Here is a 25,945-nt window from a genome sequence, read left to right on the forward strand (position 1 = left end):
TTAATTATCGGGGAATTTCAACCGTGTCAACAATTTGTTTCACCACATCTTTAATGGTAATTCCTTCCATTTCGCGTTCTGGAGCTAAAATTAAACGGTGATTCAACACGTAATAAGCCACGTATTTAATATCGTCTGGCGTTACAAAATCGCGACCGTTTATCAAAGCAAACGATTTACTTGCATTTAAAATTGCAATAGAAGCCCTTGGCGAAGCGCCTAAATACAAAAAACTGTGGCTGCGGGTGTTGTTTACAATTTGAGCAATAAACTGAATCAAATGAGGTTCAATCATTACTTTTTGAGCCAATTTTTGAAAATCGATTAATTGTTGGGCGTTCACCACAGGTTTTAACAAGCTTGTTTTATCAACTTTTTCATTGGCTTGCTCCAATTGCAATAGTTCAATTTCTTGTTCCAATGTAGGGTAATCTATTGTGATTTTCATTAAAAAACGATCCAATTGTGCTTCCGGTAGGGCATACGTTCCTTCTTGCTCAATGGGGTTTTGAGTAGCCAACACCAAAAAAGGTTCTTGCATTTGATAGGTAGATCCATCAATGGTAATTTGACGTTCTTCCATCACTTCAAACAAAGCAGCTTGGGTTTTGGCAGGCGAACGATTTATTTCATCAATCAAAATAAAATTTGAAAAAACAGGTCCTTTTTTAAACTCAAAATGATTGGTTTGATTGTTAAAAACCGATGTTCCTAAAATATCAGAAGGCATTAAATCGGGCGTAAATTGTATGCGCGAAAAATTGGTTTGTACGGTCTTGGCAAGCAATTTGGCTGTTAAGGTTTTTGCCAAGCCGGGCACACCTTCAATAAGCACATGACCGTTTGAAATAAGTGCCACTAAAAGTAAATCAATTAACTCATGCTGGCCCACAATCACCTTGTGCAGCTCGGTTTTTATTGCGTTTATTTGTTCTTTTAAATCGTTTAAAGGAATACGGCTGTTGAATTGTATTTCGTTGGTTTCGTTACTTGAGTTCATTTCTTGATTTTCCATAATGAATATTTAGTTTTTCTAATAGTTTTGTAAACTGAATTAACTGTTTTTGAGTGTATTTATAGGATAAATTAAATTGTTGTACAAAAGTTACAAACTGATTTATATCGCTGTCTGCAGCCATTGATTTTTGCTTTAATTTTTCTTTGAATTCTTGATTGATAGTTTGGGTTGAAATGTTCCATTCTGTTCTTATAAAATACAAAGCATGCTGAATTTTCTTTTGTAATAATTGGGTGTGGTCGTTTTCTTGGAAATATAAATTACCCACGGTTTCAATATATTCAACGGTAGTGTTTTTCACGGGTTCAATGATTGGCACAATGCGTTGTTTACGCTTTCCGTAGAAGATTAAAAACAAAATCAATCCACACACAAGCGTGTACCAGCCAAAACGCCAACTTTTATTTTTTAGAATAACTTTAAAAATAGATTCATTGTTTGCCAGCTCATTTGATTGATGATTTTGATCGAACCAAATTACATTTTTTTTCTTCAAAAAAGAGGTAAAATTTTCGGCAAAGCTTGCAGTATTTTCATCTTTGTGCAACAAATAATAATTGGTGAGCAAAATAGGAGTGGAGCAGATATAAACCGTTCCTTTTCCAAATTTTGAAGACAAAAACACGGGATTACTGTTCATTTTTGCAATAACTTGATGTTTTTCTGCATCTTTTATGGTGAAAATGGTGCTGTATGTATCTTTTAAAACTAATGTATCTTTGTTTGGTGTTTGTGTGGAAACAAAATGCAGATTGTTGGTTTTAATTTCGTGTGAACGAATGTTTAAAGTGTCTAAAAATGCTTTTCTTCCCTGATAAAAACTTTCGGCAGTAATAATTAAATCGGCACCATTTTTTACCTGTTCTAGCAGTTTTTCAATCGAAGAATGGTCAATAAACCGATTGCCTTCAACCATTAAAAAAGTAGTTTGGGCAGCAGGGATTTGTTCACTTTCCAACAAAAATTCATAAGGTGTTAATGCTGTTTTTGTAAGATTTTGGTTGGGAAGCAACTGTGGTAATTCTTCATTAAAAACATACAACCCATAAGGATCTTTGCTATTCGTATTAAAATTTCGGTTCCAATTGATAGGGTTTGGAAAATACATTTGTACAAATATTACAAGCAATACAGCCAATAAAAAGTACATCACATATTTAATGTATTCGCTTTTCATGATTGTTTATTTATTAATTGTACAAATTGTTCTTCGATTTTTTGAAAATCATTGGATTGAATTTCATGATAACCATACCAAATATTGTCATAAATATACGACACATACTGAAAAGCAGCCTTGTTGGTAGGATTCTGAATTTCGTTGAGATATTGCTTAGTGGTTTTATTGGGTTCGTATTCAATAAAGCCATTTTGCGACCAATTTTTTAACATCCATAAATAATAATATCGAACTGCTTTCCGAAGGTTGTTTTCGGTTTTTGCTTTGGTGGTCAATGCATCAAAATTGATTTGTTCAATATTTTCTTCAATAAATTTTTCGTTTATAATTTGGGTTTCTTTTTTCGCAAATAGACGGATAAATCCTTTTTGGTTGAGATAATAAATCAAAAAACCTAGACCTATTGTGATACCAATAAATAAAACAATATTTATAATTTCATCCACAACGATTGACGAACCACCACTATCGGTTGAAAACCAATCTAAAAAATTACGCCACATTTCGCTCAAACGAGTCAAAAAGCCGTTTTCTTTGTTAATGTCGTAATTAAATTCAGAACCGGAATAGTTTTCTTTGAAATTTTCGGGTAATTTTTTTGCGGTAACTGTTTCGTTATTCAGCGGTATTAAAGCATTTTTTAAGGTATCGATTGCTAAATTTATTTCGGATTCATCGGAATATGCTTCTTCGATTACTTCTTGATAATCCATCGTATCGACTGCTGTTCCGGTTTGTGAAAAACCAGAAAAACTAAAAAAAATCAAACAAAAAACTACGAATTTATTCATATTTTCCAATATCATCAATGGATTGGTGCATGGTGTTGTACTCTAATTTTTCTCGTTCTGAATAATATACTAATCCGTTTTGTATCAATAATAAATGATTTAAAATGGTGCTTACCAATATCGAAAAACAGTATATAATAATGGTTAAAATTCCAACAAATGACATATTGGAAGGATCGTAATTTTCAGGACCTTGGGTTTGAATGCCAAAAACTACTCCAAAAATCATGATAAAATAAGGAATCATGGTGACAATAGTTCCTAAAACTTGTACAATAATCAACATACACAAACTGGCACCTACTATGTTCCAAAAATTGTTGGTGATGGTATAAAAACCGTGTTTAAAAGCGTCAAAGAAAGGTTGTTTTTTATCGATATAAAAATACAAAGTAAGCGAATACCAAGTTATAAAAAACGGAATTATTAGTAAGAAAAGAAAAAATCCGATGATTACAAACATTAAAATTCCTGCTATTATTAAGGCAATGATTCCAATAAGCGAAAAAACGATTAAACTTAGAAAACCAAAAAGTAATAACCGGCTAAAATCTGCTTTAAACAAGGCGCGAATGGAGCGCAGTTCGGGTTTCTGCTCGCTGTTTTTGGATAAAATTTGCATATAATAAACCGGGTAGGAATAGTTTACAAGTGCCAAATACAAACCAACCACCACTAAAGCAATAAGCCCCACCACCAATAACACCGCATTGTTGTTTACAAAACTGTTGTTGAGTGTTTCGCCGCTTGTATCGCCCAACGAGGTGGCAATTAATCGGTAATAAAACGTACCAATGAGCGACATGGAAGCCATTAATAATACCAGCGGAAGAAAGGCAAATTTTAAATAGTTTTTAAAATAATTTTTTCCTTGCAATTTTAAGAACGTAAAGCTATCTGAAATATACGATCCAAAATCACGTATTTTAAATAATTGAAACATAAAATTATAGGTTTTTAAGTGTTTTTTTGTGAATTAAAACTGGATAAATAAAATAATAAAAAGTAATTAAAGCCAACGTGCTACCAATGATCAAATAGTTTAAAACATTGGGCATTTCTTTGGCGTATCGGGTGATGTAACCTTCTATTAATCCTGCAAAAATAGTAAAAGGCATGGTACTTATAAACAATTTAAAGCTGTTTTTAAACCCAATTTTTAGTGATTGCATACGCGTATAAGTTCCGGGAAAAAGCAAACTGGCTCCCAACATGAAACCCGCAGCAACTTCAATAACAATAGCCATGATTTCCATAGCGCCATGAAGCCAAATACCGCGAATACTTTCACTAAACACTCCTTTTTCATAAAAAAAGTATTGGAAACTGCCTAGCATAACGGCATTTTGAACCATGATATAAAATGTACCTAACCCCAGAAAAATACCGTAAATATAACAGCGCACACCCACATACAAATTGTTAATAGTAATACCAAAAGCACTTCCCCAATTGCTAGAACTTTTATAAACAGCCATTGCATCGCCTTTAGAGATGTTTTCTAAAGTTTGGTTCACATAAGCATCGCCCAAAATTAAGCGCACATATCGCTCATCAACTGCTGCCGAAACCGCTCCGATGGTTACAAATACCAAAAAAAGAATCAATGCAAAATACATTACTTTTCTGTATTTATAAGCGATTAATGGTACATCGTAGAAAAAAAACGCATTTAAAACACCTTTTTCGTATCGGTAATTGGTATAAACCTTTTGATGCACAGTGCTTGCAAGGTTATTCAAATAAGCTGTTAAATCGCTTTTTGGAAAATAAGTTTGGGCAAAAGCCAAATCATTGCTCAGTTGCACATACATATTAGACCAATTATCAGCAGAAATTTTATTTTTTATGGTTAATTGTTGCTCAATATTTAACCATTTTTCTTTATTTTGTTTTATAAAAGCAATTTCTCTCATAAATGCTAAAATATAAATAATGACCGAAATAACGATCAACACAGCACAAAATGTTGCTATAAATTTTAAACCGGCTTCGCTAGGCGAGCGAATTGTAGCTTTTGCAATAGATATGGTTATTAAAATAGCTTACGTATCAGCTATTTACTATTTTATAATTGATTTGTTAAACTTAAACAGATTTTTGAATTCATTGGATGCCTGGGAATCTGGCGTGGTTTATTTTGTGCTGTTTATACCTTTTATTTTTTATACCTTGTTTTTTGAAAGTTGGACCAACGGACAAACGCCAGGAAAAATGATGATGAAAATTAGAGTTGTAAAATTAGAAGGATACCAAGCACGTTTTTCAGATTATTTCAGCAGATGGGTTTGCCGTTTAGTAGATATACTTATTTTTATGGGTTTACCCGCTATTTTAGGAATAATTTTTAGCAAAAAAAGCCAGCGAATAGGCGATATGGTAACCGATACCACTGTGATTAGTTTAAAATCGAATGTGCAATTAAACCATAGATTTTTAGACGATTTATCCAATGAATATGTGGTGACCTTTCCCACCGTTTTGCGATTGTCTGATCATGATATGAACATTATTAAAAAAGCATACAACACAGCAATTATTCAAAACGATTATGAAATGATTACCAAATTGATTGCTAAAATTGAAGAAGTGACCACCATAAAAAATCAAAATTTTAATCAACACCAATTCATTCAAACCATTATCAACGATTTTAATCATTTAACCAGTAAATAATGATTTTTACCATATTAGATATTTTAGGATTAATCGCATTTGCCATTTCAGGAACATTGGCAGGAATCGAAAAAAAATTAGATTTTTTTGGTGTTTTTGTGATTGCAATGGTCACATCAATCGGCGGTGGAACCTTGCGAGATCTGCTTATTGGCAATACGCCCGTTTTTTGGCTTTTAAATTTACAAACGTTTTATATAGTTACCGCAACAACGATACTTTCGGTGGTGTTTCGTCATCGGTTGAGTTTTTTAAGAACATCGTTGTTTTTGTTTGATACCATTGGAATTGGTATTTTTACAATTATAGGCATTGAACAAGGTTTGATGATTGATTTAAGCCCAATTGTTTGTATTTTGCTTGGCACAGTAACAGCTTGTTTTGGCGGAGTTGCGCGCGATATTTTGTGTAATGAAATCCCCGTTATTTTTAGAAAAGAAGTTTATGCCACGGCTTGTCTTACAGGTGGTTTTATGTTTTTTGCTTTAGATTTCCTTAAAGTAAATAATGATATAATTTATGTGGCAACCGCAGGAACCATCATTTTAATCCGCATTTTTGCAGTTCGCTATAAATGGTCGTTTCCACAGATTGAAATTAAGTAATACATAAAAAAGGCTCTTATGAGCCTTTTTTGTTGGTTTCAATTTTATTTAAAAGATATTCTAATGCGGTATCTTTATCATTCATAAAATCCTCTTCAGTTGGTTTTATATACACATCAGGCATCACTCCGTAACCTTCTGTTTGGGTTTGTTCGTTTGGCTTTATCGTCATTAAACCTACACGCAGTTTTAATTTGGAATGAGGAAGTTTCACAACGGGCATGATACCTGCAACTGTTCCGTTAAAAGTACCGCCTGTTTCATCGCCCACAAAAAATGCTCGTTCTCTGCCTTTTAAATGCGATGAAATAATTGCTGCTGCTGAAAAGGTCATACCATCTGTTATCACATATAAATTGTTCTTATAGTTTAATGGTTTGGGCTCTGTAATTTTAGATGATTTTAGCTTTAATCGCAACTCTCCTTCAGCAGTTCTTTGCGCTTTTATTCCTCTGATTGTTGAAAAAACGCTTAAAAAAGGTGCTCCTAAAATTTTTGATGTTACACTTTTTCCTTTAAAAATATTAAAAAAAGTTGTTCGTTTGGTGATGGTTGCCGGTTGCGTAAAAACAAATGTGGTATCGTTTAAATATTGTGACAATTGGTGAATTTCATTTAATCTGCCACCAGGGTTTCCACGCAAATCTATAATTAAATCTTGAACATTGTGTTTGTTCAGTTCTGAAAAAATAGTATCGTAAACTTTTGTTTTTCCCTTAATAAAATCTTTAATTGTGAGTACAGCAATGGTGCTGTCTTGTGCAACGGGATAAGATATTTGTTTAGAATAGGTTTTGGTTTCACTGTCATAACCAAACCATCTGTGTTTGTAAAACGTTTTTTTGCTTGCTTCTTTTAAAGCTAATTTTCGAGCCTTTTCCTCTTCTTTTGTGCGTTTTTGGAGGGTATCATTCTTAGCAATAGATTGGTTCGTTAATGTGTCTTTTTTGGTTTGATTAACCTCTTTTTTCTTTGCCTTTTTTTCTTTAAAAATTCTTTTAACTGTGTGGTGAAAAACAGAATCGGCACAAACCACTTCCATGTTGATACTATCTACAAATCCTAATTCATTCTGGTAAAACGAATTAACTCTGCGTGCAAAAAATTTTGGTACAGCAGTTTTGTTGTATCCATCGGATGTGAAAGTTTTACCGTATTTTTCAAACAAATAATTAGGTGTAATCCCGTTTATAGATAGCACTTGAGTTCCTTTCTGAATAAGTGTATCGTTTTTTAATTTATTGCGTTTTACAAATAATTTGTTGTTTAAATATTCATATTCAAAGTTATCAATTGGGTTTAATGAGTTTTTGTATTTTTTTTTTACAGAATCTGCCGATGTAAGTTGTACCATAGAGATACCCATGTGCCCTTGGCGAACTGAAGCGACAATTGGACTGATTTTTAAGAAAAATTCATTAGGAGTTAAGGGTTCCTCCAGTGTGTTTTTTAAACTGTCGAACTTACTGTTTAATGCTTCTTTTGAGATATACCAATACAAATCGGGATGCATATTTGTGAGTTGTTTTTGCACATACTCTACATCTTTTTTTAATTGATGAGGGGTTAATTTTGAATAAAAGTGATTGTTTTGTTTGTCATGACTTGCACATGCCACAAATAATAAGCCCAATAATGCATAGGAAATTTTTTTCATAATTTTTCTAAATTAATCATTAATTTCTATAAATGGATAATTGCCCAAGCGTGGTGCTAATTCTTTGGTTTTGTATGCCAACTGTGAATTATGGTTATTGAAACAAATAATGGTTATTGTGTCTTTGCGCAAAGTTACATACGAGGTTCTGTTGCCTCGCCACCAACCATTGTGAAAAGTGTAAAGATTGCCTCCATTTTTAGGTTCAATCATTCGAATAGCTAAACCATAGTTATTTTCACCTGCTTTTTCGTAGGAATAACCTTTGTACATTTGCTCTTTCAGTATTTTGCTTAAAAAAGCGTCTGAATACAAGGCTTTGTCCAGTTTTAACATATCGCGGGCAGTTGTATAAATATTTTTGTCGCCATACGTTCCATCTAAATAATCCCAACGCATTATTTGATTGTTTGCGTAATATGATTGAGTGAGGTTATACTTGTTTTCTAAATTCTCCAAAACAAAAGTATTGTTCATTTTTAAGGGTTCTAAAACCAATTCTTTCATTGCATTTTGAAATGATTTTTCGGTGATTTTTTCAACAATCAAAGCCAAAATCACATAGTTGGTATTGGAATATGTAAACCGAGTGTTGGGACGAAAATCAAGTTTAATCGCTTTAGTAGTCAATAAATTAAGAACATCTGTATTGGTTAAAGTCACCTTATTATTCCAAACGCCTGCTTTTGAAGTAAAATGTCCGTAATAAGGTAAGCCTGAACGATGATTTAAAAGTAACCGAACCGTGATGTCTTCATAAGGAAAATTAGGTAAAATGCTTTGCACTTTTTGGTCTAACGATAGTTTACCTTTTTGAATCAATCGCAACACAGTAACACCTGTAAAAACTTTACCTACCGATGCAACATGCATGGGAGTAGAGTCGTTTATTTTTTCTTTTTTCTGATAATTTGCGTATCCTTGATAATCTTCAAAAATTATTTGACCGTTTTTTGCTACAAGAAATTGCCCCCAAAAGCCACCGCGATTAATTCGATTGTTATAAAAATCTTCGATAATTTCTCGGGTTTCTAATTTATATTTAGGAGTAACAGGGTTAAACTTTACACTATAAGGGTCGTCGTTAGAGATTAATTTATTTTTTTCTTTATAAAGTTCACTTCTTTTTTGTATAACTTGTGCGATATCAAAATTTTTATCACACGATGTGGTAAAAAAACCACCCACAATAAGAAGCGGTACAAAAAATTTTTTCATGGTATATACTTGCTATAAGTAAGCAAATATAAAAGTTTTACTAAATTTTTAAAACACTTAATGGTGTTTAATTTTATAAAAAGTAAAAAATGTATCTTTGAAAGATAAAAAGATATAATATGGAGAAAATTAATTGGCAAACAGCCATAGAATTTGAAGATATAACTTATAAAAAATGTGACGGCGTTGCTCGAATTGCCTTCAACAGACCAGAAGTTCGCAATGCTTTTCGCCCAAAAACTACCGCTGAATTATTAAAAGCTTTTCATGATGCACATGAAGACACTTCAATTGGGGTGATTTTACTTTCGTCTGAAGGTCCTTCTCCTAAAGATGGTGTATATTCTTTCTGCAGCGGAGGCGATCAAAAAGCGCGTGGCTATCAAGGATATGTGGGTGAAGATGGTTATCACCGCCTGAATATTTTAGAAGTGCAGCGCTTAATTCGTTTTACACCAAAAGCAGTTATTGCTGTTGTTAATGGTTGGGCTGTGGGTGGCGGTCATTCATTACACGTTGTTTGCGACTTAACATTGGCCAGTAAAGAACACGCTATTTTTAAACAAACCGATGCAGATGTTACAAGTTTTGACGGTGGGTATGGTTCGGCATATTTAGCCAAAATGGTGGGTCAGAAGAAAGCGCGTGAAATTTTCTTTTTAGGAAGAAACTATTCTGCCCAAGATGCGTATGATATGGGAATGGTGAACGCTGTGGTTCCGCATGACGAATTAGAGCAAACTGCATATCAATGGGCACAAGAAATTTTAGAAAAATCGCCCATTTCTATAAAAATGCTCAAATTTGCTATGAATTTAACCGACGATGGAATGGTTGGTCAACAAGTTTTTGCGGGTGAAGCAACACGCTTGGCCTATATGAGCGACGAAGCTATTGAAGGCCGAAATGCATTTTTAGAGAAGCGAAAGCCTAATTTTGAAAAGAAATATATTCCTTAAAAATAAACAAATAGTTTATAAAAAAGGAAGGTTTTAAAAGCCTTCCTTTTTTTGTGGTTATTAAAAACATTATCATCAAAGACTAACAGCCTTAATGATCGTTTTAGTCAAATTTAAAAAACCAAAAATTTTCTTAGAACTTATAAAATCCGTTTGTTCCAACACCAGCTGTAAATTCTTTAATAATCGATCCGTCTTCTTTATAAATCACAATTTTAGCATTATCTGTAAAACCTTTTGCATCAGATGTAAAAATAGTTCCGTTCAAAACATTAAATCCGTAAAAAACAGAATATTCATCACCAGCGGCCACATCAAATAATTTTGTACTAGAGGAGGTTAACGAATTATTCATTTTATAAACACCTGTGCCGGCTGTGTAATATACATTGCTTCCTTCTGCAACAATATTGCGCGCAATGGGTTGTTCTAAAACTTTTGTTGATGCAATGCTGGTGTTGTTAACAATAGAAATGCTAGTGGTGGTATCATTTGCGCTTAAAGCATATACGTTTTGCCCGTTTGTTGAGATACCAACAATGGCTTTTTCAAACGCAATATCCACCGTATTGGTATCATTTTCAGGATTAATCACCTCAATTGCCATTCCGCCACTATAAAAACCATTGGCAGCATAAATATAGTTGTTTGCTACCGCAATTTGTTCTGCAGTATGGTTCAGTGCAATGCTTTTTATAAAAGCAAATGTTTCTGCATTATAAACATTCACTTTAGCGTCAACCAAACTCGTTACATATAATTTATTGTTTTTAACAACAGCAAATCGGGGAGAAGTAACGTTTTCAGAGATTGTATAAACCGATTTGAATGTTTTTTTATTTACTACTTCAATCGTGTTTGAATTGTTCACAACTATGTACACATATTTATCGGTAACCACCATGTGTTGGGCAACATCTCCTAATGAGCGGGCGTTCGACGTTTGAAAAATATCGTTTGCAACAGTGCTTAAACCACCATTTATATGCGATACAGAGGCATTTCCTCCATTAAAATTTCCTTCGTTCGATACAAAAAATCCGTCTAAATATTTTTCATCAGGATTAGGAGTAACTGAATTATCGTCTGAATTGCTACAGCTATACAATAAGGTAACAGCAAATAACGGAGCTAAAATTTTTTTCATTTTTTAAAACTTTTTTATTAATTGTAGATGAATGTTTCTGCCGGGCATCACTCGTTCGGGCATATTGGTGTAAACCGTATTGGCAGCATTTTTTATTTTTAGATTGATATAAAACGGGTTGTTTTTTAGATTGAGTTTTTGCTGAAAATCTACATCAATGATTCCATAAGAATTCAAAGCCGATGCTGCTGTGTTTGATGCAGTGGTATAGATTTTTCCTACATATAAAAACGACGGACTCATACTAAAATTCCGATATTTATAAATCAATTGCGCATTCAATTTATGCAATGGCGTATAGGTCAACTGTTTTTTTGTAGTTTGATCGATAGATTGGGTGTATCCATAATTGGCTTGCAATTCCACCACATGATGCGCCCATTTTTTCTGGAAGTTTGCAAAAAAATCCATTCCAAAAACGCGTACTTCGTTCACATTATTGGCTTCCCAAAAACCGCTGTTTGTAGGAATCCATCGAATCATATCTTTAATAGAAATAGTATATGCCGAAACATTCAGACGCATGTTTTTAAAGGTAAAGTTTTGATTGACATCGAATTGCAAACTGGTTTCAGGGTTCAAATTCAAGTTTCCACCCGGTTGCCAATATAAATCATTAAATGTGGGTATGCGATAATTTCTAGATGTATTTATTTTTAACTGATAAAACGGTGAATTGTAATAAAACCCTGCAGAAAACAAAAACGGATTGCTGTAATCTTTTGCCATTTCGTTTTTAGCACCTGCTTCCATTCCAAAGCGGTCTGTAAACTCATAATTTCCCAAAACACTTACTGCAAAAATTTCTTGTGTAGAAAAGGGCAAGCTCGAATTTTGTCCTTCGCCTGTTGTTTTTTGGTATTCAACAAAGCCCGATAGTTTAAAATGTTGCAAAACATTATAAAAGCTTTCATTTTTAAAGTACAGCGTATTCGCTTTTCCGCCCGTTTTGCTGTTGGTGGGCAATTGGTCAAAATAGGTGTATGATTCGTTCAACACAGCCGCATAAAAAGTGTTTAAAAAGGTATTCGTTTTAAAATGCCACTTCAATAAATTGCGGTAATTGTTGTTTTGATATTTTGTTTTGGTTTGAAATGGGGTGAGCAATGCAAAGTGACGGTCGTCATTATAAGTTGTGGAATAAAAAGACAAGGTGTTTTTTCGATTGATTTTATAAGCCGTTTCCAGTCCAAAGTTGGTATTGTAAAATTGACCGTTAATGTTGTTGCGATTTTTACCAATCCATTCGTAATCATTATCGCTTTTATTGTAACCAAAATGAGCATTGACTGCAAATTTATCAAAACCTGTTGTTATTTTATAATGAATGCCTTGGGTATTAAAACTACCGTAGTGCAACTGCAGCTCATTTTCAGTTTTGCGGTTAAATTGCAATTGATTGTTTAAATGAATCGTTCCGCCAATAGCGCTGCTTCCATACAAAACGCTTCCACCACCTGCTTTAACCACAATGTTGTCGTAACTTTTAAAAGCGGTAGCATTAAAATCAGATTGCCCTAACAAAGCCGAATTAACTCTAATTCCGTTCCACAAAACACTTGTTTGCTGGGCAGTGGTTCCTCTAAAAGCAGGCGAACTCACCATTCCATAACCACTTTCTTTAAAATAAATGGTAGTGTTTTTTTGCAGAAAATCAGTAAACGTTCCGATGCTGTTTTCTATAAGCGAATCGTTTAAAACGACAAGGTTTTGGGATTTTGATTGTGCAGAAATTTTGGTTTTTTCAATAACCAATTCATCTAATTCAATAGGAGCAGTGTTTTGTGAAAAAGCCACAAAACTTATAAAACACGCTGCCAATGAATGAAAAAATCTATTGCTCATTTGTTAACCTTTTTTCCCGAAGGTATAATCAATTAGTATTCATTAGGCAGGTCTCCTGGCTTGCATCTTGTTTTCGCCTTCCCAAAAAAAATCAGTGGCACAGATAAAAACAAGTATTTACAGTAGTAAACGAAGCTTACAGTTGCGGGAACAGCATAGGAATTGAAAAAATCGCACCTATTTCCCTTTTCATGCATCTAAAATGCAACCTAAAACGTTGCAAATGTACTCTATTTTATCAATAATGCAAATTAATTTTTTTTAAAACAGATTGTCACAACAAAAACTACATGGTTTGTAAAACAAGTTCTACAAGAAAAATTAAGAATTAAAAATTATCTTTGAAGAGATACTTTAGATATTGTATCAAAGTAATTAAAAATAATATGCACTTATGGGATTTTTCGACAAGTTTAAAATGAAAAAAGAAAACGAAACACCACAGAAAGAAAGCCCTCTTTTGCTTTCGATGCCGATGTTTAATTCCGATGAAAGGTATTCGCTCTATCAAATTATTGATGATTTACAAAATTATTGGAAACTGAATATTTCCGAAGTTTCGGGCGATGATTCATTGGCAACTTTCAAGATTGAAAATGAAACGGTTGCTGTTGCAATAATGCCTGTTCCCGTTCCAAAAAGTGATTTAGAGCCTATTTATGGATTTAATTATCTATGGAAAAACGCTGCTGAAGAAGTGTCTAATCATACCAATCACGCAATTGTTTCCGTTTTGGCAAGCGAGACCAATCAGGTGGAACGATTCAAAATTTTAACAAAAGTCAATGCTTCTATTCTAAGAACAACGAGTAATTCCATTGGAATTTACCAAGGAACACAAACCCTTTTGCTTCCGAAAAATTTGTATCTCGATTTTGCAGATTTCTTGAATCAAGATATGTTACCGTTGCAATTGTGGATTTATATAGGAATTATCAACGAAGAAAACCACAGCAGTATTTACACCTACGGAATGAAAGAATTCGGGAAAACAGAAATCGAAATCCTGAAAAGTCCGATGAAAGGAGGTGATTTGTATGAGTTTCTATTGACGGTTTTGAGTTATATTATAGAATCCGATGTTACCCTAAAAAATGGCGAAACAATTGGGTTTACAGCAGAACAAAAAATTAAAATCACCCAATCAAAAGGAATTTATTTGGATGATGAAACCTTGAAATTTGAAATGTAAATTACCAATCCATTAAAACACATCAACAAATGAAAAAAAACACCATTCTCGGCTTGCTTTTTACCGCAGCATTTTCGTTCAGCGGTTTTTCGCAAAATAAGTATCAGGTCAATACTTCAGGAACCAACGTGAAAGAAAAATCGTCGGAAAAATGGATGGAACCCATTCGTTACAACACGCTGAAACCTGGACTGCGTTTTATGATCTTGGAAATGGTTCCAAGTACACCCAATGAATTGAGTTTTAAAACCAAAACCGGAGAAAAAATATCAGCAAAAGATTTTGAAAACGAAATTTTCATCTATAAAAATTCGAAAGAAGTTCCTGATAAATATGGTTATGATAAAACGCTTTATTACTTTGAAAACAAAGGAAAGGAGTATTATCTGGAAGAACTAAAAACTGACAACGAAGAAAAAATCGTGAATTGGGATGCTTCTTCTGTCGTTTGGCTAGATGAAATTGATGCCGTGCAAAAAAAACTAGAAGGAAAATCTGTTTGGCTCAATGCTGACAGATGGGGTTATGAGCTGAATGGCAAAAAATCGTACATGCACAATCCGGAACGTTTTGCAAAAATAAAAGTATTGAAAGTAGGAGTAGGAATGTATTCTAATTATCCTGTTCGGGTTTTGTTTGAAAATGAATCCGATGGAAAGCACTATTTTATAGACGGTTGTGTGAGCGGAACTTTGGGTTCGTGTTTTTCGAGTGCGAATCTTCAGCAGTTATTTTTATTTGAAAATCCAGAAAAAATCTATCCAAACGTATCAAAAGATTTCTGGAGCGCTATTAAAAATCGACAAATAAAAAAAGGAATGAGCGAAGAAGAATGTACTCTAAGTTTAGGAAAACCAAGTAGTAAAGATGCTTATCAAAACGAGAAAGGCACTTTTAAGATACTGTTTTATGAGGCTACTATGTATCGAAGAATATACACTCAAATCCTTTTAAAAGACAATAAAGTTACGGAGATGAATGAATATGAAAATTAATAATTGTAGTCTTAGTTTATTTCATTTTTAACAGAGATATTATTGAAATGTATAATTGGCTTTATAGAATTACTTTATTGTGTTTTATTGCTGTATTAATCAGTAGCTGCAATAAAAACAAAAATCAAAATACAAATCAACAACAGCTTACAAATAAAACGTATTTTAAAAAAATTGCTGCGTTAGATTGTATTCCTTTCAATAATAAAAAAGATAGTATAAAATTATATTTACAAGATTTTCAGTCCAAAGAAAGTCAAAATACAAACATATACTATTTGTTAAAAACCAAATGGTTTCGTGCAGAAAACAATGCCGATAGCACCCTTTTATATTTTAATAAAATAAAAGAAAACAACAAAGATATTGATATGAATATTTTGAAGTTTCTTGAAGAAATTTCAATGGATTATCAACCATTTGGAGGTGTTTCTTATGATAAATCTGCAAAAATTCTTCAACATATTCAACTTGCAGAACAACATAATAGTATGTTCACATTTTTACTTTACAAAGCTCTAGCAGAAGCTTATTATCAAAATAATATACAAAAAGAATCATCTTACTATAACGATTTATGGTTTCAAAACAATCCTAACAAAAATTCCGTTTGGGTAAAAGATAATTATTACTCAAACAAGTTTGTTATTGCTTACCAAATGGAAAATATAGATTCCATGAAATTTTACATAAATAAAATTAAAGAAGTTACCCATGATTTAAACAACGACCGAATTCATGCAAAGCTGCAAAATTATGAAGCACAATACTATTATTTTAAACAAGACTATAAAAGCGCTTTAGAAAGCAGCAAAAAATATTTTGAGTATTATAAAAATAATAAAAAATTAAGTTATGAAAATTATCACAACTTGGCGGTTGCTTTTTTAGATAACAATAATTTAGACTCTGCTTTAGTTTATTTTAAAAAGGCTTATAAAATAGGTAAGGCAGAAGGAGAAGATATTTATGGAGAAAATCACTTTAGAATGCTAGCAGAAGTTTATGACAAGCAAGGTGATTATAAAAATGCTAGTATCGCAAAAGATTCTATGCGCAAACACTATTATGCTTATCAAGAAAAAATTCAAAACACTAAACTCGATGAACTAAAAATACAATACGAAACCGAAAAAAAAGAAACAGCCATCAAAACTTTAGAATCAACCAATGCTTCAAATCAAAAAATTATTTCTCAACAAAAATGGATTTTAGCGGCTTCGGGCCTAGCTTTTTTATTGGTGGTTTTGTTTATGTTCAACTATTATAGGCAACGTGTATTGTCCGAAAAAAACAAACAACTAGTTTTAGAAAATAAAAAACTTCATCTTGAACAAAAGTTTAGGCAAATGCAACTCAATCCTCATTTTATTTTCAATGCAGTTTCTAATCTTCAAGGACTTATTAGCAGCGGAAACAAGCGTATAGCCAATGAATATTTGGTAGCTTTTTCTAAATTAATGCGAAATGTGTTGGAACATAACAGATTGGATTTTATTAGTTTAGACCAAGAAATTGAAACAGTACAAAATTATCTCAAATTACAACAAATTCGCTACGATAATAAATTTGAATATACTATTGAAACCAATCAATTAGACACCCAAGCTATTGCAGTGCCGCCCATGCTTTTGCAACCTTTTGTAGAAAACGCGATTGAGCACGGCTTCAAAAACATTTCCTACAAAGGTGTAATCACTATCTCTTTTATCGAAAACAACAATCAGTTAATGATTCTAATCAAAGACAATGGCAAGGGAATGAACAACACAACTGAATTTAATCAGCACAAAAAATCGCTTTCAAAAATTATAATTCAAGAACGAATTGATATTTTATTCAACCAAAAAAATAAACAAAGCTATATAGATATTGTATCTGAAAATCAAAAAGATAATACGGGTATTCTGGTTAAAATCGCAATACCATTATTAGAAACTGAAAGCGTATGAAAGTATATATTTTAGAAGACGAAAGCCATATTTTACAATACATCATTTCTTTGGTAGATGAAATTCCGTATTTGCAACTTGTGGGATATTCACCTAATATCGCCAAAGCAAAAATGGAGATTCCTGACTTGCAACCCGATATAATATTGTCAGATATTCAGTTAGAAGACGGCAACAGTCTTTCAATGTTTGCAGAAATCCAAACAGATGCACAGATTATATTCATTACAGCCTACGACCAATATGCCATTCAAGCTTTAAACTTAGGCGCCTTAGCGTATTTGCTCAAACCTTTAGATACGGATGCTTTTAGGACAAGCATTGACAAGTGTTACCAAAAAACTGAAAATAGTGGTTTGCATCAACAGCAAGTAAATTTGGCACTACAGCATTTATCAGGACAGCAATTTCCCAAAAAAATTGCTTTACGAAGTGCCGATGTTATAGAAATTGTAAATATTGAAGACATCATTTATTGCAAAGGAGACAAAGGTTATACCACTTTCTATTTACAAGACAACAGCAAAATACTGGTAAGTAAAGTTTTAAAAGAATTTGAAAACATCTTACCAAGTCAACACTTTGTACGTTGTCATCAATCGTATTTAATCCATACCACATTTCTCAAAAAGTATTACAAAGACGGACAAGTTGAAATGAGCAACGGTGACATTATCCCAGTTTCGCAAAGAAAAAGAGCAGAATTGCTACAACTTATTGATACTCTTTTTTAATCCATTTTTAAATATTGATTTTCAAGCGGCGAATATTTAAGTAGAACGCCCAAATATCAAAAGAGTGAAATTTTGACCTTTTCATTAGGTACATTTGGTTTACAATATTTGAAAAACAGACCTAAATGAAAAAAAGCAGAATATTCATTGCTATAGGAATTTTTCTATTGGTGACCATTGCAGGGATTTTTTGGGTGTATAATAAGCTAAGCAACATCCAAGAAAACCGTGAATTGTCCGCTCAAATTCCATCTACTTTAACCGGTTTTTTTGCATCTAAAAACATTGAAGACTATCCTTATGAACCCCAACAAGTCAATTGGAATGGACGATATATGTTGTTTGATTGGGAAGGAAATTTGGTGTACAACAAAAAACGCAATGAAGCATTGAAAACCGATCAATATTTCCCAAATGGGGAAATCAATGGTTTGGTACTTGTAAAACAAGAGACTAAAGATCTTGGGGTTTATGTAGAAGATGGAGAAGATCCCAACCATTCGTCAGAAAAAGCGTATCAACAGTATTTTGCCTTTTCTTTTTTGGATTTGGCAAGCGAAAAAGTAATAGCTAGAGATACCATTTGGGGCGAAGAACCCAAACAAAGCAAACGAGAGCATGAAGACCAGCACGGTATTTTACCCACATCAGGAATCCCTAGTGAGGGAGATTTAATTAAGAAAATTCAAGAAAAAAATAATTAAAATTTAAGTGAAATGGAAATAAAACAAGTAAACTTAATTAATGAGAAAATAAGAAATCATTCATTTTTAGCAGAAATGTATCAAGACACCTATTTCCCAACTAAATGTGTTGATAAAGGAAAAGAAATTCTACTTGAATTGTGTTTTAAGATTGAAATGGAGAAACCCCAAACCATAGAGGATTTATATCAATTGACACATCTTTACACAGATAAGTTCAATGATCTACAGGAAGATTTTGAAGAAAATGACAGTGAAATTGAAACGGCAGCAAGAGATTGTATAGGAATGGATTTTAGGTTTATCGCAGATTCTTATGGTTTTGCAGAAGCAGATACAGAAGAACTGATTGCTACTAGAGATTGGTAAACCTTGATGTTAAAAAAAATAATTTTAGCAAAGTAAACATTAAATATAGAAAAGAATAAAAAAATACATTTTATGCCTAACAATAGGCTTAACCATGGTTGTAAGTTGCACGCACAAGGGCGAACCCACAAAACAAGGCGAAATGCTAACTACAGAACAAATTAATGCCTTGGCAAATGACCAATCCATGAACGGGGAATTGGTGTCGGTTGAGGGATTTGCTTCTTTTTGTGGCTCTTTCTCAAGTGTAACAGGAGGAAAAAAAGGAAGAATGACTATTTATTCAGACGGATTTTGCAAAGGAGGAAAACTAATGGATGCCGAAATTTTGTTTGCAGATAATAAAACACCATTAAGTGGTGAGGAAGAGCGGAATCAAGCTATCGTGGATAAAAATTTCTCCAACGAAACAATCAAATTCACAACCGATGATTACCAAGAAGTTTCTAATGGTAAGTTAAGGTTCAGCGGAACAGTTGTTTATGACGGTAACAATTTTTATTTAGACAATGTAACCATCCATAAATAATAATATGCAAAGTAAAGGAGCAAAAATTGGATTTATTGTTTTGGTAGTATTGGTTTTAGGAGGTGCCGTGTTTTTTATGTACGGACCAAACAGCGACAAAGCCAAGCAACAAACAGAAACAAAAGAACAATTAAAAAATTATGTACGTGCCGAAGCCGAAATTATTACAACCGAATCCAATGGACGAATAGGGAAAGGTGCTGATGTAATTTATACAGTACAATTTAAAGAAGAAAAATCACAAACTTTCAAAACTGTAAATTTTAGAGGACGTGAAGATGGTTGGTCAGATAATAATTACAAAAAAGGAGATAAAGTTGTCTTGTATTATGACCCTGATAATCCAAATATTATAGAAAGTGAAATTAAATATGAAGAGGTGTTAAACTATTAAAATTAAATATAATGAAAAAAACATTCGCCTTATTTGCTGCGGCAAGTATTTTAACCCTGCAAAGTTGTGATTTACTCAATTCATCTGAAAAATACGACTTGGCACAACCCGAAAAAGTCACCGAATTAAAGTCAGAAATCGACAAAAATATCAAAACTGAGGATTTGGTGCATGCAATTAATTTTATTGTAAGTAGCCATGATGGATTTAGCAACGAACCCAACGTAGTAACCATAACACTGGGAAAACCGGGAGAAGAAAAGAAAGTGGAAAGAGTAACCTTAGTCCTCTCACCTGAACTTAAAGTAGAGCGTGAAGATGATGAATACGTGGGTAAAGTACATTCTTTGCCTTATAGTGAGTTTGATTTGTCAAAAGTTCCGATGTATATTTCAGAAGCTGCCACCATGATTCCTGCCGAGGAGTATGAATATGCGGGTATTGGTGATTATCGATTAAAAGTACAAGAAGAAGGATTTATAGAGCACCATATCGTGTTGCAAGTAACGCCTAAAACGGGTGCTACACAAATGAATGGTCGCCGTATAGAAACCACGTATTACGAAATCGATTACAAAACCGACAAAGACGGGAAGTTGAATATGCTAATCGAAGAAGAGTAAAATGAAATTCCTATACAAACTTTTTTCGGCACTGGTGGTTTTGGCAACATTTGTCTATTTGGCTTATACCATGTTTTTCTTTGACGACTTGAGCGGAAGACAATTTTTCTTGGTCATTTTGATTGCTTCCTTTATGGTCGGAATTTTTGGAAAAACCGTCGCTGCCATTATCAGTTTGGTCATTGGATTACTCGCTGCCATTTTTGTATTGTGGAGTAAAGATGAAGATGAAAGCGAGAAAATCATACCCACCAAAAAATTGTAAACCATTTAAAATAAATTATTTATGTCACCAACAATTATCATCATGGTTGCTGCACTTTTTGTAGTATCGTTCATATATATGCGTTATATGATGAACAAGCAAAAGAACGCAGCACAAAAATATTCAGGAGATGATGCCTTGAATAAAACACCTGAAATGCAACAAGAATTGATTGCAAAATATTTTTCATCTCTAGAGAAACAAATGCAAGGTGCGCCCATTGACGCTTTTACTGAATGTGCGCATATTACTACAGTAGGTAACAAAGTAGCTTCAGCTGCAGCCACGGCAGCCAAAACGGTTGCATGGGCAGCAGTAGGTGTAAAAGCAAAATATCAAGAAGCTGACCATGCCAGCTATTTGGTTTTGAGTGGCGATGAATTACATTATTTATTTTTTGAAGAAGGCGCGCCCAAAGAACATTTGATTTTTGACCAAACCAGATTGCTCAATGCGCGTGTTGGCACCATTACCAATGCAGAAAAAGTGACCCGTATGTCGGCCATTATGCAACAAAAACCAAACAAATTATCGATTGACATTGACGGAAAACCGGTCGATATTCTGTACTATAACGAGGTGAGACGGATGCCCGAAACAACCCTAGCATTTGAGAAAAACGCAATGGATACCCAAGCGAAATTTGGACTATTGGGGCGTTACTTCAAAAAGAAATTCTTTGAAAAATATCCACACCTAAGCAACTAATCAACCTATGCCTATATAAAGCCTTTGTATTGTCTTATCATGCATAGGCTTTTCTTTTAAAGGGGTTTTGATAAATTTAAAATGTTATTAATGCTTAAAATTTAATATATTCAAACTAATAATTCACAACCCAAAAGTGATGAAATATAATATATACCTACTAACACTATTTGTATGTGTTTTTCTTGTTTCTTGTTCAGAAATGAATTTTGAAAAAGCTAAATCCAAAACGGAATATCTAGCCGAAATGGAAAGTCTTTCAGAAAGTTCCTTAAAAAACCAACTTCAAAAAGATGTGGATTTCATTCAAAATCAAGTAGATGAAGTAAGTGACCTTACCTTTTGTTTTACGATGTCTTTTGGCTTTGGTAATGGCGAAATGAAGGAAGAAATAGACACGGCAGATTGGTTTCGTTTACCCAATGAAGATTCAATTCGATTGGATTTTCAACATATAAAAGATGTGGTTTTCACGGTACAGAAATACCAACTTCCGCACTCAACTTTTGATTTTGAAACAAAGAATTATGACTATGATTTTTCCTATTTAGAAACCAATGAATTGCAATATGAAATCAAAGAAATTTATGCCCAAAATAAAAGATTATCACCAATAAAAATTGGACTAGAACGAGCGGATAGCCTTTTGGTGAAAATTGACTATACGTTTCCCAAAAGTTTGGACACATTGGTTTTAAATAGGTCGGCAAAAGATTCGGTTTTATATCAAAAGCATCTCATCAAAATCGACACCATCGGTGCAGAAAGAATTGGGCTGAAAATTCCGATGGAATTGTACGGTAAAATTAAAGGAGTACAAGGAGTCACTGAAAATGGCATCCCGGTCGATCACAACAGCTACTCATCTTATCCTGTAATGGGCATAAATCCCGTCATCATTGAGGAATTAAATTCAACAAAAAACCTGATGATAAAAGCTATGAATGCCTCTGGAAAAGAAGAAATACTGAAAATACTGAAGGCAATATCAGAATCCAGTTTTCTTTATAAAAATAAAATTGAAGCTTATTTGAAGGATATAAATGATATGGGTCAGTTGAAGGACAAGGAGTTTGATGAAATGGTAAAGGGATATCGTGCATTTGAAAATAAACATGAAGATCTTCATTGGCCTCTTTATCAAACGGTTGAAATTTCATATCCAAATGAAATCAATACATTCAACTTTTACCTTTCGGATTCTGAAGAAACACTTTCACTCAATACCATTGTAATTCAATATGAACCACTCGAAAAAGTTCAAGTTTTCTATGATCAAACAAAAGAAAAATACGGTTTAATGGATCAACATTCAAAAATCATCATTCCTGCTAATTATGAAAGGTTGTACGCAAAAGATAGTCTTTTTTACTATGAAATGCTAGAAGATGGTTCTGTGGGTTATTATTTGGATTTGAAAAACAAGAAACTAGAAAAACTTCCACAAGGTGTTGAATTCGTGAAAAATATAGATGAAAATTATGCTGTTTTCTCGGACAAAAATAAATACCAAGGGATATTGAAAAATAGAAAAGACGAAATTATTCCATATGCATATGATGGGATTGATTTGATAGGAAATATTTTTGTTTTGAATCGTTCCAAACGTGGACGAAGTTTTTATGAATTCCAAACAATTGATGGACAGAAAATCGAAACTTCAGAAAAAATTACAGATGTTTCGTATTACGAAGGTAACCCAAATGTGGTAATCATTTCCCGAGATGGAAAATTTGGGTTGATTGACAAATCCGGAATGTTAAGCATACCGCTTAGCGAAGTTCCAATAGATATGGTGTCACCTGAAATGGTTGATTATAGTGTAGAAAAAGGCTATTATGAGCTACGTGGTCTTATGGATTTGAAAGGAAAAATACTTGTAACTCCAAAATATTTAGATTTAGGCTATCTTCAAGAGGGACGCATCGTTTTTTCGGTTCTTAAGGAAAACAGAAAACTTTTTGGTTATCTCAATTCACAGGGAAAGGAAATTTTGCAAGCAGTGTACACCCAAGCAACTGATTTTTATCAAGGAGCCGCTATGGTAGAAAAAGATGGAAATGTTTATTTGATCGATACTAACGGAAAGGTTCTTAAAAACATGCCTTCAAACCCAGAGGGTAATTATCTTGATATCAAAAATGATGGCACCATTACTTTTTTTGAAATAAATGATCAATTTTACGATTACCAAGGAAATCTAATCCAATAATTTTATGAAAATCAATCTATCAATAGGCACAGTTTTGTTTTTACTTTTATTGAATTCTTGTGCAGGAAATACAGAAGAATACGGTAAGAAACCACTGGATTTAGACCAATTTAATTTTGATTTAAACATTGAAAAATTCTTTCAAAATGAAGACATTTTTCGTGGAAATTCAGATTTCAATGTTAAAGTAGATGAAAAATGGATTTCAAGAGATTCAATCGACATGGGGTATATTAATTATACAACTATATCCATGAGCCAAGATCGTCCGTTGTCAAAATTTGCCGGAGTATCATTCGAAAGCCTTGGAATTATCACTGATTGGGAAGACGAAAAAGCCATCATGGCGTATGCAAGTACAAGTTATGCTACACCCCAAAACATAACCAACATTTTGGATAAATTGATAATGGATTTTGGAAAACCAGAACTCCATCCAGAAGGGTTTAGAGGCGAAGGGGTAAACTTTAAATTCATCGAAAAATCAAAAATCATTACGTTTTCATTGTCCATCAACTATGCGCTTCCTGAACCCGAAAGGAGTTATGGCAACTCATATTATGATGCCCCATCTGAACCTGAACAACTCTACCTTACCGATGAAATTTATGCAGAAATGAAAGAAATTATGGCAGATGATGATGAAATAAATTGCTATCTTTTCATCACAACGCCCAACTTTGATGCAGCATTACAAGCAGCCAATAGTTTTTCAGGAGATTTGACACATTATAAATAACATTTAAATGAATAAGACAGAATTAAAAGCGTTATTCAACAAAAATAACTTGCAGAGAATATGGACTATATTAGAACCTAATCTCAAAAATAGTATTCTAATTTCACCTGTGATTACCGAGGATGAGAATATTGAAATTGGAAAATCAAAAATTGGTGGATGTCCAGATTTGCCAAATGTAACAAGCTGGTTTGAATATCAACAAAAACCAATGTCTTTTTTGGCTCAAATAAACTTGAGTGAGGTTACTGAATTGGACCTTGATCAAAAATTACCAAAAAAAGGCATGCTATATTTCTTTTACGATGCCGATCAAGAGGTATGGGGATTTGATCCAAAAGATAAAGAAGGGGCAAAAGTTTTCTTTTATGATGGTGATTTTTCTGCATTAGAGCGTAAACAGAAACCAAAAAACTTAGATGAATATTCGTTCTTTAATAGTTGTTCTTTAAGTTTTAAATCTACTATAGATATGTTAGATTATCAAAGTGATTTACTAGATAATATGGTTTTGGAAGATGATGAAGAAACCAACTATGAAAATTTGATGGAAGAATTATATCAAGATGAAGTATTTAAACTTCTTGGCCATTCAAATAACGTGCAAGGTGGAATGGAGCTAGAATGCGAATTGGTAACAAATGGAATTAATTGCGGTAGTCCTGTAGGTTATCAAAGCTCAAAAAGTAAGGAATTAGAAAAAAATATTCAAGATTGGAATTTACTTTTCCAAATGGATAGTTCTGATGATGTGGGAACAATGTGGGGTGACTGTGGGCGCATCTATTTTTGGATTAAAGATAACGATTTAGCAGTCAAAAACTTTGATAATGCTTGGGCAATTTTGCAATGTTATTAAGGGCAGAGTTCCTTTTTGAATTTCACCATTGAAAAATACTTCCATTCAAGTATTTTTTTACGCACAATTGCCAATTAAACACAAAGCCAAAACCTTAAATAAAATGTATTACAACATTAATCAAAAAAAAATGAAAAAATTATTACCAATTCTATTTTTACTATTGTCTGTAAATTTTATGGCACAAAATATAATAACTCAAGAGTATTATGAGGGCGTTATAAACAATGATATTAAAATTTCTATGTATCTAAAAACCTATGAAGATGGTTGCCCACGAACTGATATAATTGCCATTTATAAATATCAAAAAAGTGAAGAACACGATTGGATTTTATTACATCCTACTTATCAAAAAAATAGTAAACAGTTAACATTAGTTGAAGACTTTAATACAGGTATTCTTTTATTGAACAAAGAAGCAAATGGCATGAATGGTTTGTGGATTTCTCCTGACGGAAAAAAACAGTTCAAAGTTCAACTCAATAAAATCAATGTAAATAATAAAGAAATTGAAAGGCTTGAAAACATACTAGAAGAGGTTTTTTATTATAGTTATGATTGCTAAATAAAG

The 25,945-nt window shown here is 33.0% G+C and carries 27 protein-coding genes and 1 riboswitch; of the genes, 18 read left to right on the forward strand and 9 right to left on the reverse strand.

Annotated elements, in window-relative coordinates:
• Positions 1–4: 4 nt before the first annotated feature.
• Genes MG290_RS02930 through MG290_RS02950 form a run of 5 tightly spaced genes read right to left on the reverse strand, consistent with a single transcriptional unit; the run spans position 5 to position 4,905 of the window.
• Positions 5–1,015 carry an AAA family ATPase gene (locus MG290_RS02930; RefSeq protein ID WP_264562416.1) on the reverse strand — a complete coding sequence of 337 codons (1,011 nt, stop codon included), beginning with the start codon at positions 1,013–1,015 and terminating at the stop codon, positions 5–7.
• On the reverse strand, positions 987–2,195 hold the full coding sequence (locus tag MG290_RS02935) for a DUF4350 domain-containing protein (RefSeq protein ID WP_264562417.1): 1,209 nt from the start codon (positions 2,193–2,195) through the stop codon (positions 987–989). The genes MG290_RS02930 and MG290_RS02935 overlap by 29 nt, the downstream gene beginning before the upstream one ends.
• The gene (locus tag MG290_RS02940) at positions 2,192–2,989 is read right to left on the reverse strand and encodes a hypothetical protein (protein ID WP_264562418.1); all 798 of its coding nucleotides are present in this window, start codon (positions 2,987–2,989) and stop codon (positions 2,192–2,194) included. The genes MG290_RS02935 and MG290_RS02940 overlap by 4 nt, the downstream gene beginning before the upstream one ends.
• The gene (locus MG290_RS02945) at positions 2,982–3,932 is read right to left on the reverse strand and encodes a hypothetical protein (protein WP_264562419.1); all 951 of its coding nucleotides are present in this window, start codon (positions 3,930–3,932) and stop codon (positions 2,982–2,984) included. Before MG290_RS02945 ends, MG290_RS02940 begins: the two co-directional genes overlap by 8 nt.
• A 4-nt stretch (positions 3,933–3,936) precedes the next feature.
• Positions 3,937–4,905 (reverse strand): stage II sporulation protein M, encoded by a 969-nt coding sequence (locus MG290_RS02950; RefSeq protein ID WP_264562420.1) that lies wholly within the window; start codon positions 4,903–4,905, stop codon positions 3,937–3,939.
• Positions 4,906–4,924: 19 nt separating this feature from the next.
• Here MG290_RS02950 and MG290_RS02955 point away from each other — a divergent pair, with 19 nt between their 5' ends.
• Together MG290_RS02955 and MG290_RS02960 are read left to right on the forward strand one after the other, a co-directional pair.
• Positions 4,925–5,665: an RDD family protein gene (locus MG290_RS02955; RefSeq protein ID WP_264562421.1), complete on the forward strand. Its 741-nt coding sequence runs from the start codon at positions 4,925–4,927 to the stop codon at positions 5,663–5,665.
• Positions 5,665–6,270, forward strand: a complete 606-nt coding sequence (locus tag MG290_RS02960) for a trimeric intracellular cation channel family protein (RefSeq protein ID WP_264562422.1) — start codon at positions 5,665–5,667, stop codon at positions 6,268–6,270. The genes MG290_RS02955 and MG290_RS02960 overlap by 1 nt, the downstream gene beginning before the upstream one ends.
• A gap of 16 nt (positions 6,271–6,286) precedes the next feature.
• Here the strand turns inward: MG290_RS02960 and MG290_RS02965 are convergent, their stop codons facing one another.
• Together MG290_RS02965 and MG290_RS02970 are read right to left on the reverse strand one after the other, a co-directional pair.
• Positions 6,287–7,927: a S41 family peptidase gene (locus tag MG290_RS02965; RefSeq protein ID WP_264562423.1), complete on the reverse strand. Its 1,641-nt coding sequence runs from the start codon at positions 7,925–7,927 to the stop codon at positions 6,287–6,289.
• Positions 7,928–7,939: 12 nt separating this feature from the next.
• Positions 7,940–9,145 carry a serine hydrolase domain-containing protein gene (locus MG290_RS02970; protein WP_264562424.1) on the reverse strand — a complete coding sequence of 402 codons (1,206 nt, stop codon included), beginning with the start codon at positions 9,143–9,145 and terminating at the stop codon, positions 7,940–7,942.
• Positions 9,146–9,264: 119 nt separating this feature from the next.
• Between MG290_RS02970 and MG290_RS02975 the strand changes: the two genes are divergently transcribed.
• Positions 9,265–10,104: a 1,4-dihydroxy-2-naphthoyl-CoA synthase gene (locus MG290_RS02975; RefSeq protein WP_257499036.1), complete on the forward strand. Its 840-nt coding sequence runs from the start codon at positions 9,265–9,267 to the stop codon at positions 10,102–10,104.
• Between the two features lie 133 nt (positions 10,105–10,237).
• Here MG290_RS02975 and MG290_RS02980 read toward each other — a convergent pair whose 3' ends face one another.
• Entirely contained in the window at positions 10,238–11,251 is a 1,014-nt protein-coding gene (locus MG290_RS02980) for a YncE family protein (protein WP_264562425.1), read from the reverse strand.
• A 3-nt stretch (positions 11,252–11,254) separates the two neighbouring features.
• Positions 11,255–13,096: a TonB-dependent receptor plug domain-containing protein gene (locus MG290_RS02985; protein ID WP_264562426.1), complete on the reverse strand. Its 1,842-nt coding sequence runs from the start codon at positions 13,094–13,096 to the stop codon at positions 11,255–11,257.
• A 28-nt stretch (positions 13,097–13,124) separates the two neighbouring features.
• A riboswitch (cobalamin riboswitch) is annotated at positions 13,125–13,324 on the reverse strand.
• A gap of 190 nt (positions 13,325–13,514) precedes the next feature.
• Between MG290_RS02985 and MG290_RS02990 the strand changes: the two genes are divergently transcribed.
• The 15 genes from MG290_RS02990 to MG290_RS03060 all read left to right on the forward strand — a co-directional run bounded on the left by MG290_RS02990 (position 13,515) and on the right by MG290_RS03060 (position 25,939).
• On the forward strand, positions 13,515–14,288 hold the full coding sequence (locus MG290_RS02990) for a DUF4261 domain-containing protein (RefSeq protein ID WP_264562427.1): 774 nt from the start codon (positions 13,515–13,517) through the stop codon (positions 14,286–14,288).
• A 29-nt stretch (positions 14,289–14,317) separates the two neighbouring features.
• Entirely contained in the window at positions 14,318–15,283 is a 966-nt protein-coding gene (locus MG290_RS02995) for a hypothetical protein (RefSeq protein ID WP_264562428.1), read from the forward strand.
• A gap of 47 nt (positions 15,284–15,330) precedes the next feature.
• Positions 15,331–17,235 (forward strand): histidine kinase, encoded by a 1,905-nt coding sequence (locus MG290_RS03000; protein ID WP_264562429.1) that lies wholly within the window; start codon positions 15,331–15,333, stop codon positions 17,233–17,235.
• Entirely contained in the window at positions 17,232–17,969 is a 738-nt protein-coding gene (locus MG290_RS03005; RefSeq protein WP_264562430.1) for a LytR/AlgR family response regulator transcription factor, read from the forward strand. The genes MG290_RS03000 and MG290_RS03005 overlap by 4 nt, the downstream gene beginning before the upstream one ends.
• A 125-nt stretch (positions 17,970–18,094) precedes the next feature.
• Positions 18,095–18,673, forward strand: coding sequence for a hypothetical protein (locus tag MG290_RS03010; RefSeq protein WP_264562431.1), 579 nt, complete (start codon positions 18,095–18,097; stop codon positions 18,671–18,673).
• Positions 18,674–18,685: 12 nt separating this feature from the next.
• Positions 18,686–19,042, forward strand: a complete 357-nt coding sequence (locus tag MG290_RS03015) for a DUF5713 family protein (protein WP_264562432.1) — start codon at positions 18,686–18,688, stop codon at positions 19,040–19,042.
• A gap of 94 nt (positions 19,043–19,136) precedes the next feature.
• The gene (locus MG290_RS03020; RefSeq protein WP_264562433.1) at positions 19,137–19,571 is read left to right on the forward strand and encodes a hypothetical protein; all 435 of its coding nucleotides are present in this window, start codon (positions 19,137–19,139) and stop codon (positions 19,569–19,571) included.
• Positions 19,572–19,575: 4 nt separating this feature from the next.
• Entirely contained in the window at positions 19,576–19,965 is a 390-nt protein-coding gene (locus MG290_RS03025) for a DUF3592 domain-containing protein (RefSeq protein WP_264562434.1), read from the forward strand.
• An 11-nt stretch (positions 19,966–19,976) separates the two neighbouring features.
• Positions 19,977–20,588, forward strand: coding sequence for a hypothetical protein (locus MG290_RS03030; protein WP_264562435.1), 612 nt, complete (start codon positions 19,977–19,979; stop codon positions 20,586–20,588).
• A gap of 1 nt (position 20,589) precedes the next feature.
• Positions 20,590–20,853 (forward strand): hypothetical protein, encoded by a 264-nt coding sequence (locus tag MG290_RS03035; protein WP_264562436.1) that lies wholly within the window; start codon positions 20,590–20,592, stop codon positions 20,851–20,853.
• A gap of 21 nt (positions 20,854–20,874) precedes the next feature.
• Positions 20,875–21,561 carry a hypothetical protein gene (locus MG290_RS03040; RefSeq protein ID WP_264562437.1) on the forward strand — a complete coding sequence of 229 codons (687 nt, stop codon included), beginning with the start codon at positions 20,875–20,877 and terminating at the stop codon, positions 21,559–21,561.
• Positions 21,562–21,763: 202 nt separating this feature from the next.
• The gene (locus tag MG290_RS03045) at positions 21,764–23,773 is read left to right on the forward strand and encodes a WG repeat-containing protein (protein ID WP_264562438.1); all 2,010 of its coding nucleotides are present in this window, start codon (positions 21,764–21,766) and stop codon (positions 23,771–23,773) included.
• A gap of 4 nt (positions 23,774–23,777) precedes the next feature.
• Positions 23,778–24,512: a hypothetical protein gene (locus tag MG290_RS03050; protein WP_264562439.1), complete on the forward strand. Its 735-nt coding sequence runs from the start codon at positions 23,778–23,780 to the stop codon at positions 24,510–24,512.
• A 7-nt stretch (positions 24,513–24,519) separates the two neighbouring features.
• Complete coding sequence (locus tag MG290_RS03055) at positions 24,520–25,371, forward strand: YwqG family protein (protein ID WP_264562440.1); 852 nt, start codon at positions 24,520–24,522, stop codon at positions 25,369–25,371.
• A 130-nt stretch (positions 25,372–25,501) separates the two neighbouring features.
• Positions 25,502–25,939, forward strand: a complete 438-nt coding sequence (locus tag MG290_RS03060) for a hypothetical protein (protein ID WP_264562441.1) — start codon at positions 25,502–25,504, stop codon at positions 25,937–25,939.
• The last annotated feature ends 6 nt before the right edge of the window (positions 25,940–25,945 follow it).

Source organism: Flavobacterium sp. CBA20B-1, from assembly GCF_028473145.1.
Lineage (GTDB): Bacteria > Bacteroidota > Bacteroidia > Flavobacteriales > Flavobacteriaceae > Flavobacterium.